The sequence below is a fragment of the Paenibacillus sp. VCA1 genome (assembly GCF_031583795.1).
Classification (GTDB): domain Bacteria; phylum Bacillota; class Bacilli; order Paenibacillales; family Paenibacillaceae; genus Paenibacillus_AQ; species Paenibacillus_AQ albilobatus.
The window spans coordinates 102190-115636 of the sequence record NZ_JAVLSX010000012.1; the positions used below are offsets into that span (position 1 = coordinate 102190).

General features: G+C 53.2%; 11 protein-coding genes. 3 read left to right on the forward strand and 8 right to left on the reverse strand.

Features of this window, described 5'->3' with window-relative positions; translation table 11 throughout:
* Positions 1-11: 11 nt before the first annotated feature.
* Positions 12-1421, forward strand: a complete 1410-nt coding sequence (locus tag RJP21_RS24435) for a DUF2515 family protein (protein WP_310861621.1) — start codon at positions 12-14, stop codon at positions 1419-1421.
* 25 nt (positions 1422-1446) lie between these two features.
* On the opposite strand, the gene RJP21_RS24440 is transcribed toward RJP21_RS24435, so the two are convergent.
* The 8 genes from RJP21_RS24440 to RJP21_RS24475 all read right to left on the reverse strand — a co-directional run bounded on the left by RJP21_RS24440 (position 1447) and on the right by RJP21_RS24475 (position 12015).
* Entirely contained in the window at positions 1447-3087 is a 1641-nt protein-coding gene (locus RJP21_RS24440) for a putative polysaccharide biosynthesis protein (protein ID WP_310861622.1), read from the reverse strand.
* A gap of 125 nt (positions 3088-3212) precedes the next feature.
* Positions 3213-3698 carry a DUF456 domain-containing protein gene (locus RJP21_RS24445; protein ID WP_160043774.1) on the reverse strand — a complete coding sequence of 162 codons (486 nt, stop codon included), beginning with the start codon at positions 3696-3698 and terminating at the stop codon, positions 3213-3215.
* Between the two features lie 72 nt (positions 3699-3770).
* Positions 3771-4514: a Cof-type HAD-IIB family hydrolase gene (locus tag RJP21_RS24450; RefSeq protein WP_160043773.1), complete on the reverse strand. Its 744-nt coding sequence runs from the start codon at positions 4512-4514 to the stop codon at positions 3771-3773.
* 242 nt (positions 4515-4756) lie between these two features.
* Positions 4757-6823: a peptidoglycan D,D-transpeptidase FtsI family protein gene (locus RJP21_RS24455; protein WP_397386273.1), complete on the reverse strand. Its 2067-nt coding sequence runs from the start codon at positions 6821-6823 to the stop codon at positions 4757-4759.
* A gap of 285 nt (positions 6824-7108) precedes the next feature.
* Entirely contained in the window at positions 7109-9181 is a 2073-nt protein-coding gene (locus RJP21_RS24460; protein ID WP_310861675.1) for a peptidoglycan D,D-transpeptidase FtsI family protein, read from the reverse strand.
* Between the two features lie 452 nt (positions 9182-9633).
* Positions 9634-10599, reverse strand: a complete 966-nt coding sequence (locus RJP21_RS24465) for a helix-turn-helix transcriptional regulator (protein ID WP_310861623.1) — start codon at positions 10597-10599, stop codon at positions 9634-9636.
* A gap of 152 nt (positions 10600-10751) precedes the next feature.
* Positions 10752-11450: a hypothetical protein gene (locus RJP21_RS24470; protein WP_310861624.1), complete on the reverse strand. Its 699-nt coding sequence runs from the start codon at positions 11448-11450 to the stop codon at positions 10752-10754.
* A gap of 412 nt (positions 11451-11862) precedes the next feature.
* A complete protein-coding gene (locus RJP21_RS24475; RefSeq protein ID WP_160043769.1) occupies positions 11863-12015 on the reverse strand; it encodes a hypothetical protein in 153 nt (50 codons plus the stop codon).
* 220 nt (positions 12016-12235) lie between these two features.
* Here RJP21_RS24475 and RJP21_RS24480 point away from each other — a divergent pair, with 220 nt between their 5' ends.
* Positions 12236-12682: a hypothetical protein gene (locus RJP21_RS24480; protein WP_310861625.1), complete on the forward strand. Its 447-nt coding sequence runs from the start codon at positions 12236-12238 to the stop codon at positions 12680-12682.
* A 32-nt stretch (positions 12683-12714) separates the two neighbouring features.
* A complete protein-coding gene (locus RJP21_RS24485; RefSeq protein WP_397386274.1) occupies positions 12715-13416 on the forward strand; it encodes an AIM24 family protein in 702 nt (233 codons plus the stop codon).
* Positions 13417-13447: the final 31 nt, after the last annotated feature.

The following is a 13447-nucleotide window of genomic DNA, read 5'->3' on the forward strand; positions in this document are numbered from 1 at the left end:
AGGATGCAAGCGTGTCGGAAAAAGAGGAAGGGCATACGTTCCGCGGATTCATCCGCCTGGCCAAAACGCTGCCGCAAACGGCCGCCGAAGCGGTAAAAGGAAAATACGTCTGCTGGAAGGCGTCGCAGGATCTGATTAAAGAACGCAGACCGCTTGGCTGGCGGGAGTCGGCGGCCCACAGCATCCGCGATCAGCTCAAGCGGCTGCTCGCGGACCGGAACCGGATGCACGGCGGCGCTTTCGGGAAGGAAGAAGGCCCTGTCCCGCTATCGCCGGAAGACCGGGAAATCGTCCGGACGATCCGGGAAGCCGCCCTCGAAGCAAGCCTCAGCAACATTACCCGGACGAAGGCGTATTACGATTGCTACCGGGACAATCCGGAACTGCATTGGTCTTTCCTTGCCCACATGGTATCCCGCAATGCCGGGTGGAATATGACCGATCTGAAGGGCGGGCTGTTTTCGGACGTGGCCCCGGCGCAGCTTCAAGAGGATATTTACCAGATGCTCGAACGCAGCAACGCCCTTATCTTTCTTGATGCTTATCCGCAGCTGCTGCTGTACGTCCACAGCCGCAAGCTCGGGAGAAGCTTGTTTTACCTGCTGCCCGAATTCCGCGTTTCGGTTTTCATGCGCCCGATCTGGGAACGGTTTTGGATCGAGCGCGACAGCGCGCTTTTGGCCGTAGGCCTCATTATCAACGAGCAAAACTACATCGAAGGCAGGGTTGTCCAAAACAGTTACTTTCAGAAACGGGTTTTGAATCATCCCTTTTTTGCGATGAACAGCTTCTTTCAAATGAATCAGGTCGTTTTTCCGCTGCTGGGCGAATTCCAAGCGGGTACGGAGGACGGGAATGTGGCGGCGGTTCCCCCTCCTGCGGGGTCATGCACGGAAGAGGCGGCAAAGGGCGGCGAAGCGGGCTGCCGCGGCATGGTCGGCCTCGTTTTGGAGCATTTTGCCGATCTTGACGAACGGATCGAATTCGGCAAAGCGTTATACGCCATGCTGTTCGGTTACAAGGACGTGCTCGCGGGGGTCGAGGCGTTTGCGGCCCGGACGGAGCACCTTGGTTCCAGGCAGGAATATTGGCCGAGACTGTTTACGAACGACAAAAAAACAGCCCTGAACTCTCCGGAGGAAAGTGCAGAGCTGCTGAAGCGGGAATGGCTTCCCCCGGACAAGCGGCTGTACAGCCCGACCCTGAACGAGGTATGGCAGGATATGCCCTACGAGCCGATCACGCGTTACGACTGGTTCAAAACGAAAGACGCCCTCGATCACCTGAACCGGCCCAAAAGGCCGGTGCTCATCGAAATGTCCCATGCGCACCGGTTTGCCGTTCAAAAGGCGGCGCTGACGCATGATGCGAATCGTGCGGTCCATGCGGCGGTTTCCGACGCCGCTCCGCGGCAGCCTTAACCGAGGCGCATGGACTCCGCCGCTTTTATTGTCTCTCTGAATCGGCGGATTTGTACTTGGCGGGCTGCAGGCGCATCAGCGGCCGGAGCAGCCGCTGCAATTTGCGCGGATAGCTTGCCAGCTCGTGTTGGCGCAGCACGCCGAGCATGATCAGCAGCACGAGGTATAAAACGACGACCGCTCCCCCGACGATGATGCATGTAATCAGAAACGCCAGGCGGTCCGGCAGGATGCGGGTCAGCTGAATTCCCGCTTCGTTCAGGCCGTAGCCGACCGCGGCGGTCAGGATGACGGCGATCAGGAAGCCCGTCCAACGTTTGCCGAGAATGGAGAACGGCACGATCACTTTCAGATACCGAAGGTTGAGCAGCGTAATCACCAGGAAACAAAGCCCGGTGGCGGCGATGATGCCGTAGATCCCGAACACGAACGCAAGCGCGAAGCTTCCGGCCAGCTTCACCAAGATCCCGATCATGACGTTGACCATCGACAGCTTCGCTTTGTTGACGCCAAGCAGGATCGAGTTGGTGGTCATCATCGTAATTTGGAAAATCGTCCCGAACGTCAGCAGCATGATGATCCAGCTGCCGTCAAGGCTGCTGAAAAGAAGCCCGTTAATGGAATAGGCGGCAACGCAAAGCGCGATGACGATCGGCATTCCCGTCAAAATGGAAATGCGTAGTGCCAGCGTCATTTGCTGCTGCAAATGCTCCTGGTCTTTCCGGGCGAACGCCGCCGAGATGACCGGAATCAGCGACGTGCTGAGCGCGATCGCCAAAATCGGCGGGATGCCGGCGATGCTTTGGGCGCGCTGCCCGAGAATCCCGAGCACCTGCGTCGCTTTGGCTTCCCCGATTTGCCCGATCAAGAGCGGGTTCACGATCGACGAGTCGATGAAGTTCACGGCAGGCACCGTAAGCGACGATAAAACGATCGGAATGGATAACGTGAAAATATCTTTATAAATCCTCATCAGCGGCAGCTTGACGCCGTCGCCCTCCTGAAGCATAAGCGCTTTGTCCTGCTGGCGCGTTTTTACCGTGTAATAGAGCATGATGGCAAACGCCCCGATGCTTCCGAGCACGCCCCCGAAGGAGGCCCCTGCGGCCACCCAACTTCCGTCATAGCCCGATTTCAGCAAAATATAGGCGATGATGATCGCTGCGCCGACGCGGGCAAACTGCTCGACGATCTGCGAGATGCCCCCTGCGGTCATATTGTTCCGCCCCTGAAAATAGCCGCGCATCATGGCGATGGCCGGAAACAGAAGCAGCGCAGGCGCAAGAGCGCGGATCGACAGCGCCGCATCCGGCACTTTGGATACGTACGTTGCGTAATACGGAGCTAAAATGTAAAGCAGCACCGTTATGATCACGCCGGCGAAACCTGCGAAGAGCAGCGCGGCATGGTATACCTGGCGGGCTTCGCCCGGCCGTTTCAAGGCGTAACGTTCCGACACCATTTTGCTCAACGTGCTCGGAATTCCCGCCGTCGCCACGGTGAGCAGCATCAGATAGACGTTGTTCGCAATGGTGAATGATGCTTTGCCGACATCGTCAAACAGATGATCCAGGGGCACCCTTTGCACAAGCCCCAATACCCTCGCCACCAATGCGGCGGCGGCAAGGATCAGCGTACCTTTGATAAACGATTCCTTTTTAGCCAAACTTCTTTCCCCTTCTTTCCCCCAGCGAGCATTCCCCATGGAGCAGATGTAACGGGATTCGCCATATCCCGGTGTAAATTAGGCATGATCGGACTCTCGGCGAACGAAACCGTTCGCTTCCGGGTTTAGTTCCACGCAATCCAAATAAAAAACACGATGATCATGACGATCTGCAAAATGATTTTCATGACCATGCTGCTGAACAACCCCACCAGCGTGCCGAACCCGACCTTGGCCGATTTCGATACCGAAGATCCGTCGATCAGCTCGCCTACGAACGCGCCGAGAAACGGCCCGATGACAAGGCCGAACGCCGGAATGACAAACGGTCCGATGATGGCGCCGATCGTGCTTAGAATAACGGACAGCTTCCCGCCCCCGTATTTTTTCGTCCCCCAGGCGCCAACGGCATAGTCGGCGACAAACAGCACGACGATAATCAGCGTTTCGATAATCCAGAACCACGCGCCAAAATGCCCGAACGTAAAAAACCATCCGTAAACGAAAAAGGCTGCGAAAATGGCGATGGCGCCGGGCAGCACGGGAACGATCGTCCCGGCCATCCCGACGGCGAACAACGCGATGATGAGAATCCATCCGAGTACAGCCATGACTTGATCTCCTTTTTAAATCAGGATTTTGCAAAATTCGATTCCGGCCGCTTCCGGGTACAATATATATGGTTACATTTGAAAGATAAATTTCCGGATTACTTCCGCAATGCCGTCCCGATCATTGCTTGACGTGACATAATCGGCGGCTTCACGGACGACCTCCTGTGCATTTCCCATGGCGACGCCAACGCCTGCCGCCTGAATCGCGGCCAGATCGTTCATGCTGTCCCCGACGGCGATCACTTCGTTCATCTCCAGGCCCAGCAGACCGCATACGGTTCGAATCCCCGAAGCTTTGTTGATCCCCTGCGGGTTTATTTCGAGATTATGGGGGGATGAGTTCGTGATTTCCAGGCCGCCCATTTCCTGCAGCTGCATCAAAATCCGGTGCCGCGCTTCGTCGTCCTCCGTATGGAAGCCGAATTTGAGCCATTCCTTTTCTTCGATGGAATCCGTCCAGACGTCTTTGTTATAGACTTTGTCCACGGAGTAAGCCCAATACCAGCAATCCTCGGCAAGCGCGATGGCGCGCATGTCGGAAATAAGCTGCGGATCCATCAGCGAGCGCTGGTGCAGCTCATGCGGGGCGCGCCAAACTTCGCTGCCGTTAACCGTGATCATGGGCGTCGAAAGCCCCAGCTCCTCGCCGTACGGAAGCGCGCTTTCGAAGCCTCTTCCCGTGGAAAGGCATACGTGAACCCCTTCGTCTTTCGCCCGCTGGATCCATTTGGACGTGTCCGGGGAAATGGTCTGATTGCTTGTCAACAGCGTCCCGTCCATATCGAGCGCAAGCATCTTATATTTCGTGTCCATATCGCTCCTCCTTCTTGTACGCATTTTCACGATTCACACACATACGGACATTTTACCATAAAGCAGCGGAGGGCCACAAAAGAGTTTTTTGGACCGCCTATCCGGGAGCTTCAGGCTCTGTTGTAGTGCCGGTCGAAGGGCTGCGCGGGCCAGGCACGTAAAAGGACAGGCCCGGGCTGCCCCGAACCTGTCCTTAAAAGAGATCAATGATACGATGATTGCATAAAGATCAGAACCGTGAATCAGTTGCTGCCGTTCGTTCCGGTCGTTCCGTTTGCCGACTGGTTGTTGGCATTTCCTTTCGGCACGCCGTCGAGGCCGTAAACCTGGTCGTACGCGTCGAATATTTTCCGTGCGATCGGCGCGGCGCTCTGCGAGCCGAAGCCGCCTTCCGGAATCATGACGGCGACCGCCAAAACCGGATTATCGCGTGGTGCATAAGCGATAAATACGCCGTTATCGACGAGCTTGTGTCCGACTTGCTGCGTCGAGGTACCCGTCTTCCGGGCAAAATCGTAAGGGAAATCACCGAAGGCTGAGACGTCACTCTTCATGCCGCGGCGGATTTCATTCCAGTAGGATTTCGGGAAGTTTACCGTATTCAGCACTTCGGGCTTGAAGGTTTTGACGACATTGCCCTTCTCGTCGGTAATTTTGCTGACCAGCTGCGGTTTCAGCCGTTTGCCTTCGTTCGCCAGCATTACCGTGTATTGCGCCAGCTGCAAGGTCGTATATTTCCCCTGCTGCCCGAACGACGCATACGCCATCGCGGACTGGGTACTTCCCGCCTGTTTGACGTTCGTATACTCCTTGCGCCCTTTCCATTCGCCCGGCAGGCCGCTCCCCGTCAAGACGCCAAGCCCGAATTTGGTCATATACTCGTCCCAAACTCCGATACTCTTGTCCTTGTATTTGTCGTAAAGCCTTTTGCCGATCATATCGACCATAAAGGCGTTGGAGGACTTTTCGATCGCGCGCGCCGGGTCCATCCCGCCGTACACGTGGCCTCCGGCATTTTGCACGCGCGTCTGATGGCCTTCCTTGCCGAAGTAGGCCGCACCTTTATCCTGATAATACGTATTTGTCGTAATCAAACCCTCGTTCAAGCCAAGCAGCACGCTGAGCGGCTTCTGGGTCGAACCGAGCAGGACGACCGATTCCGGATGGTCGCCCTTTTTTCCCGGGTTAAACGAACGGATCGTGCCGTTCTGGTAAATGTTTTGGATTTTCTTCCAATTATCCGGCGTAACGCTTCCCGTCTGCCAGATGTTTGGATCGTAATCCGGCATGCTTGCCATGGCGACGACGTTCCCCGTCTTCACTTCCATTGCGACGGCAAATCCTGTCGTCGCATCCGGATGGGTTCTTCCGGAAACCGGATGGGTATGCAGCCAGCTCAACTGATCCATGATCGCCTGCTCCGTGGCAATCTGGACCTGCTTGTTGATCGTGCTGTAAACGTTGTTCCCTTTGACCGGCGGAACGACTTCGTCGACGCCTTCCGGCATGTTGCGCGGATTGATCGGTACTTTTTTGTAGCCGTTTTTGCCGCGGAGCTCGTCCTGGTACATCAGCTCCAGCCCGTCGAAGCCGACGAATTCGGGCTCCGTATAAATCAGGCCCGGATCGGTCGTAACGTCGCCGCTGCGCTGCTCTTCGTCGATCCCCTTGTACTTGCTCAAGGTTTTCGAACCGCTGAACGTACGAATGTATCCGACGGTTTGAACCGCAACCGTGTCCGGGTCGTAGTGGCGGACGCTTTCTTCCTCGATCGAAATCCCCGGAAATTCGGATTTATGTTCGCTGAAGTAGGCGATTTCCTTTTGGCTCAAATCCATTTTGATCCGGCGCGGCGAATACCCCGCATACTTTTTGTAATCGAGGTCCATCGCTTCGATGATCTCCTGCTTGGTCATCTTTTTGTCGGAATCGCCGTATTTATCGAATACGTCCAAAAGGCGCTGCGCAAGCTGCTCCGCTTCGGGACGGTTTTTGCTGCCGTTCTTTTGGCTGTAATCCTTCATCAGCGTAATATAAAGCGACTGCGTCGGAGTCGAGTAGGCCAGCGGCACGCCTGCCGCATCGTAAATGGTGCCCCGGATCGGCGGAAGCGGTACGTCCTTGACGATGTTGCTGGACTCCTTCTCCGTCAACGTCGGCCCTTCGACGAACTGCAGGATGGCAAGCCTGATGATGATGACGCAAAAAATGATAAACGTGCTGAAGAAAAACAGGTTGATCCTTAAGTTCAAATTCCCTTTCTTTTTTGTCTCCTCCTGTTCCGGATTGTCCGGTGCAAATTCGGTCACCGGCCTCCCTCCTCTCTCTAAAACATGATCGGTACGGACTTCGAAACGTCCTTCTATGAAAATGACATTTCATATTTTAGCACAGATCGAGGGTGCTCGGCATCTTTCCCTATCGTTCGACAGAAACGGGCCGGTACGTCAGGCGACACGGCGTCTTCCAAAGGGCGGAAATGGACGATTCAAAGCCGGGTTGCTTATCCGGCAAGGGTTGCTTTTTGGGATCAAGTGCGCCTTTACGAAAAAAAGCAGCCTGGAGTTTTCATCCAAGCTGCCGTTCTTTCGGGCTTATTGCTGTTTTTTGTTATTTTGCCCAATACCCACGTTATCCGCGGAATCCGTGCCCGCCTGGTTTTTGAGCTGCTTTTTCGGCACGCCGTCGAGGCCGTACTCCTCGTCATACGCATCGAATATTTTGCGGGCGATCGGCGCGGCGCTTTGCGAGCCGAATCCGCCCTCCGGAACGACGACTGCTACCGCCAGCTTCGGATTGTTGCGCGGGGCATAGGCGATAAACACACCGTTGTCTAAAAGCCCGTCTTTCGAATCCTGCTGCGAGGTGCCGGTTTTTCGGGCAAAATCGTACGGGAATCCGGCAAAAGCTTCGCTGACGTTCGTGTTCATCCCTCTGCGGACCAGCTTCCAATACGAAGGATTGAACTGCACCCGACTAAGCACTTCGCGTTTACTCTGTTTCACGACTTTGCCGTTTGCGTCCGTAATTTTGCTGACGATTTGCGGCTTGATGCGCTCCCCGTCGTTCGCCAGCATCACGGTATATTGCGCCAGCTGCAGCGGCGTATATTTTCCGCCTTGACCGAAAGAAGCATAGACAAGCGCGGCTTGGGCGCTGCCGACGGTCTTGGGGATGTTTTCCGAAGTGCCGTATTCTTTTTTTCCCAGATATTCTTTGGGTAGATCGATGCCCGTCGCGACGCCCAGCCCGAAATCCTCCATATACCCGTTCCATACGTCGATGCCTTTTTTGCCGTATTTTTTATACAGGGCATTGCCCACCATATCGACCATAAACACGTTGGAGGAATGCTCGATGGCTTCGGCAGGCGTACGCAAATAGCCGTAGGCGTGCCCTTGGGAATTTTGCACCCGCGCCTGATGGCCCTCTTTTCCGAAAAAGGCTTCTCCCGTGTCGTTGTAAGGGGTCGTCGTGGTAAACAGCTTTTCGTTTAACCCGACCAGCACGCTCAGCGGTTTGATGGTGGAACCGAGAAGCACGGCCGAATCGAATTTATGCTTCGACTTACCGGAGTCCAGTGGAGTAATGGCCCCATTTTGATAATTATTGTTCAATTTATTAAAGTCCGCAGTAGATGCCGCCCCGGTTTTCCATATATTCGTGTCGTAATCGGGAATGCTGGCCATCGCCACAACGTTGCCGGTGTCAACCTCCATGGCCACCGCATAGCCGGTCACGGCTTCGGGATGCGTTTTGCCGGACACCGAATGGGTATGCAGCCATTCCAGCTGGTCCTTGATCGCCTGTTCCGTTTTCAGCTGAACCTCTTTATTAATCGTTAGCCACACGTCGTTTCCTTTGACCGGCGGCACGATGTCGACCACCTCTTCCGGAATGTTGGCGGAGCTGACCGACACCACCTTGTAGCCGTTTTTCCCTCTCAACTCGTCCTGAAAGGAAAACTCGATGCCGTCGAAGCCGACAAGCTCATCCTTCGTATACGTTTCGTCCGGCTTCGTGCCGTCCTTGCTCTCCTGCCGCGCTTTATCATAGGCCTTCAGGCTTTCCGTCCGCTTGAACGATTTGACGTAACCCACGGTTTGCACGGCCACCGTATCCGGATCGTACAGGCGCATCGTTTCTTCGATGATTTCGATGCCCGGAAACTCCGATTTATGCTCCATAAAATATTGAATCTCTTTTTTATTGAGGTCCATTTTAATGCGCCGCGGCGTATAGCCGCTGTCCCGTTTGGATTCGAGGTCCATCGCCTCGATCACGTCCCCCGCGGTCATCGGCTTGTCGCCGGGATTTCCGAACTGCTTGAACGCCGCCGCCATCCGTTTGGCGATATCCTCGATTTCCGGACGGTTTTTCTTCCCTTTGTCCGTGTTGTTGTTGTAATCCTTCATCAGCGTGATATACAGTGATTGAACCGGCTTGGAATAAGCCAGCTTGACCCCGGAGACATCGCGGATGTTCCCTCGGTCCGGCGGAAGCGGAATGTTTTTCGTGTTTTGGTTCGCTTCTTTTTCGGTCAACGTCGGCGCTTCCACGAATTGAATGACGGCCAGCCGGACGATGACGACGCAAAAAATGATAAACGTGCTGAAAAAAAACATGTTGATGCGCAAATTCAAGCTTTGTTTGCTTTCAGCTTCCATCTCCTCCGGCGATTTTCCGGAACTGAAAAAACGCAAATTTCTCCCTCCCTGGTTTAACGATATATAAAGTAGTTATGTACTCCAATGTATTGCTCGCTTCCCTTTATAAATATTAACATATACAACCATTAAAAGGAAAACAAGGCAGCAACTTTTCCCAAGTCAACGCTGCATGATGCTAAAGGACAAAACGATCATTTCCCGGGCTATAAAATACAACCTCAATCCAATCGACGCATTTTCAAAAAAACAAACCGTATTTCTTCATATCGACTCATTCTACATGTTAGGGAGAAGATGCGAAAAAGACGATCGGGGGCATTGAGCAGGCCCTTGCAGGAGCATGGGGATGGAGGGAGTCAGCCAGAGACACGGCCAGCATGTCAGCCGGTTACCGGTTATATGCCGGCATGTCTCCGATTTAAGGGAACGAAAAAGCCAATCATCGTCATTCAGCTATATACCGCAAGCCATTTGATTAATTCACGTTTCATCACATCCCGATAATGCTCGGGCTCGATAATCTCCGCGTCGGCTCCGAATTGGGACAGCCAGCTCATAAAACACGGAACGTCCTCGACGGTGACATCCATCACGACGCTCCCGTCCCGATCCTTCGTCTGCGCAAGAGGATTGATCGATTCCTTCTCCTTATATTTTGGGATCGCCGCAGGGGTAAGCCTTATCTTAAATTCAACCGGTTCCTTTTCTTCATTTCCTCGGAAATGTTGATGATTTTCTTGCTGCATGTTGGTATGTACTTTAATAAAGACGTCATCCAGCACGACGACCCTCGCAAAATATTTTAACCTGTAGGTATACAGTTTTCCGGTATTATGGTTGCGTCCGACCAAGTAAAATCGGTGCTGCCAAGGGACAAGGATATACGGATCGATTTTGCCGAACAAGAGCTCGTTCCGCTCCGGAACATAATATTCCGCCTGAATGATTTGCTGCGACAGCGTCGCCAGCAAAATCGGGATCAGGTACTCCGACTGTTCCTCCGCTTCCGCTTTTTCGGCCCATTTGATCCATGGATTTTCCCTTTCCTGAAGTTCGGTTTCCAGGTGTTCCGTCCGTTGCTTGTTATGGGCCGCCATCACCTTTTCGTAGGCCCCTTCAAAACCGTCGGGGAGCAAAGGCTTGACCTGAGGCATCGCCTTGCCCAAGGCCGTAAAAGCTTGAACTTCCTCCGCGGTCCAATCGAATGGATATAAGGCAAAACTGCCGATAAACCGATATCCTTTTCCGTATCCGAGATGCGTGATAGGTATATGCATGGCGCTTAACGCTTCCATATCGCGATAAATGGTCCGTTCGGTGGTGCTGCATCGTTCCGCCAGCTCCCTGGCCAAAATACCCGGTTTGGCTTGGACGAGAGTGATGATGCGCATTAATCGAATCAATCTGTCTGTCATCTGGATTCTCCTAGCTCGTATAGTAAATTAGACTCATATCCATTTGCGTAATGTAGTCCATTCGACTTGCAGCGAGTGAATCCTGCCAGAAAAACCTAGATCCGCTTGCGGCCACTGACATGAACCGCAGGCCGGCTCCTTCAAAACCGGGACTAGCCATTTTTAACGATAAGAACCTTTTGGCTCCGGTAAGTCCCGACGTAATGTTCGCTGAGCTGGTAAAGCATGTCCGCCTCCTCCAGCAACCGTTCGTCCGTATGGCGCGCCGCTTCGATCAGCATCTCGTCTCCTTTCCGGCGCAGCAGCCATTCTCCGCGTTCAATGTCACCATGCTCGAACAAGCGGATCGCTTCCTTCAAAATGCTCTGGGTTTCCAGCAGCATGACGTGTTTTCTGACATGAAAGCTTTCCGGCTCCTGTAACAATCCGGTATGGTACGTGTAGTTCATATATAATTCCTTCACAGGAAGTTCCTTAATGCGCTCCTTGTTTCTTTCTTTGAATTTCCATTGAGCAGACAAAACGCCATGCATGCCGGCACCTTGGGGCTGAAGAGCAAGCTCGATGGCCAGAAACTGCTTCACGCCATCATACAGATCACCAAGAGGAATCATTAGTGATTGACCCAGGTTTGTCATAGCCTTCGCTCCGTGGATCCGGACCAAGGTAACTTGCGGTTCAAGCCATAAGTGCAGCTGCACGTCTTGGGCGATCAGTTTGGGCGTATTTCTTCTTCTTGATTGGCGGAAGGATCCCCCGAACCATTCAACCAACAAAGTGACTTTATTGGAGCCGCTTGCAAGAATATGACCGCGGTTCCATGTGAAATTTTCCTGAATACCTGAATGCATGGATTTCACCCCTTTACATGTCATCTTTATATCGTACCAAGTTTGGTTGACATTAAGATGTCATGGAACGTATGTTCGTGCGATATATTTCTTTCATGTTAGCATAATTTCAACAGCCGGCGAACATTTTTGGCGATTTTTTAATTCCCCCCCATCCTTGCTCAAATGCGCAAAAAGACCTACCCAATACCCATTATAGTATATAAGAACTACACAAAAATAAATGTCGAAATGTGTAATTATGGGTTGAAATAAAAATATAATTTTAGCGGATGCGCAGCAAACTTCACACTTTCGGCCCAATTCCGCAAAAACGGCAAAAAAGCCCGAAACCCACCGGATTTCGGACTTTTACGTACGGATATGATATGATGAAAAAAAGGTCGGATCAGGCTGTCGCATGACGCGGCGCTCAGGCTGTCTCAGGCCCCTGACTGCAAGGTTTTTCGGGTTGTTCGTGCATCGTTGCCTTCGCGTAGGTGATTTTGTCGATCCACAGTTCCCTGCCGACCGGTTTTCCGTTGACCGTGATGAGCATTTTTTTGTATTGATGTTCTTTTTCCATAGCTAATCCACTCCTTAACGTTTTGCGTAATCTTTCGTCCCGGCATTCTCGCAGCGCCTGCGCTCCTTGGAGGACGTCCGCTGTCTATGTGCAAACATGTACAAGCTTCGTACAGCCGTAATCGCGGAGATGAGCAGAACCCCTAGAAACGATATAAACGTCCGGAGGCGAAAGCGAAACAACCGGGCTCGTTCCATTTTATGCATCAGGTGGTGTAATGATGAAAAAACGACAGTGGCGGATGGACGCCGCTTTGCTGCGTACGGCCGTAATCTTTTTTTGCCTTGCCTGCGCCCCGTTTCCGGCCGGGTCCGCCGCAAGCGCAAACTATTTTGAGGACTTTTATAATGGCGTGGAGAAGTTTTCCGGGCTGCCCGGCGAAGTGAACGAGCTGAAGAAAAGCTACGAGCAGACGTTGGACGAGCTCGACCGGGCCAAGCAAAGCGCAAAAGCGTACGAGGAACAGAATGCGAAGCTTTTGGAGCAAAACCGCGAGCTGGCCCAAACGGTAAACCAATTGAAGGATGAAAGCGACCGCAAGGACGCCAAAGCCCGCAAATTCAAAAATATGCTGATCACCGTCGTTTTGCTGGTGGCCGGTTATTTTATCGGGATCCGCGTGCTGCGGTTTTTCATGCGGCGCTCCAACCGCAAATTGCGGCGTTAGCGTTATTTTCGAGCCAGAAAGGGGAAAGGTTTTTGAATATCGACATTCGGGAGTCCGGAGGCGGAATCGGCCAAGCCGTCGATTTTTCCCTAAACCCGGGCGAGACCGCGCATTTTCTTCATCCCGAGCAAATCATTACGTACCGGGGGCCTTCCGACGGCCGCAGCGACCGTTTGATGAACATGAAGGGCATGTACCGCAAAAAGAAGCTGATTCAGGCGGATTTCTGCGGACCATGCGAGTTTACCGCCGCCCTGCCTTCCGGGTTTGCCGTCAAAACCGTGGAGCTTCGGGAAGGCAGCGATTTGCTGTACGACTTCCGCAATATTTTCTTTTACAGCTCGGGGATCGAAATGCAGTCGCGGATTTTGCATATCAAAAACATGCTGATCACGAAAGATGCGATCAAAATGAAATTTTCGGGCGCGGGCACCGTCGGGCTGCTGACGGAAGGCGCCGTCTACGAAGCCGAGCTTCATCCCTCCGAGCCGCTTTACGTGGACGCCCGCAGCCTCTTCGCCTATCCCGAAAACGCCAAACTGGAATTGACCGTCTACGGCAACACGCTGGCCAGCCAGCATATGAACTACCATTGGAAAATGACGGGCGTCGGCACGGTGCTTTTCCATGCGGGACCCACGGGAAGCCGTCTGCGGGAAGAAATGGATCAGGACAATCTTTTTAAACGGATTTTGCGCGAAATCATTCCTTTTGGCGGGGTCATTATAAAATAACCGGCAAAGTGGGGCCTTTGGCTTCGAAGCT

What these genes read in the sequence shown, in the direction of transcription:
- RJP21_RS24470 (WP_310861624.1), bottom strand. Translation starts at nt 11,450, where the DNA reads ATGCATTCAGGTATTCAGGAAAATTTCACATGGAACCGCGGTCATATT.
- RJP21_RS24465 (WP_310861623.1), bottom strand. Translation starts at nt 10,599, where the DNA reads ATGACAGACAGATTGATTCGATTAATGCGCATCATCACTCTCGTCCAA.
- RJP21_RS24480 (WP_310861625.1), top strand. Translation starts at nt 12,236, where the DNA reads ATGAAAAAACGACAGTGGCGGATGGACGCCGCTTTGCTGCGTACGGCC.
- RJP21_RS24475 (WP_160043769.1), bottom strand. Translation starts at nt 12,015, where the DNA reads ATGGAAAAAGAACATCAATACAAAAAAATGCTCATCACGGTCAACGGA.
- RJP21_RS24450 (WP_160043773.1), bottom strand. Translation starts at nt 4,514, where the DNA reads ATGGACACGAAATATAAGATGCTTGCGCTCGATATGGACGGGACGCTG.
- RJP21_RS24460 (WP_310861675.1), bottom strand. Translation starts at nt 9,181, where the DNA reads ATGGAAGCTGAAAGCAAACAAAGCTTGAATTTGCGCATCAACATGTTT.
- RJP21_RS24445 (WP_160043774.1), bottom strand. Translation starts at nt 3,698, where the DNA reads ATGGCTGTACTCGGATGGATTCTCATCATCGCGTTGTTCGCCGTCGGG.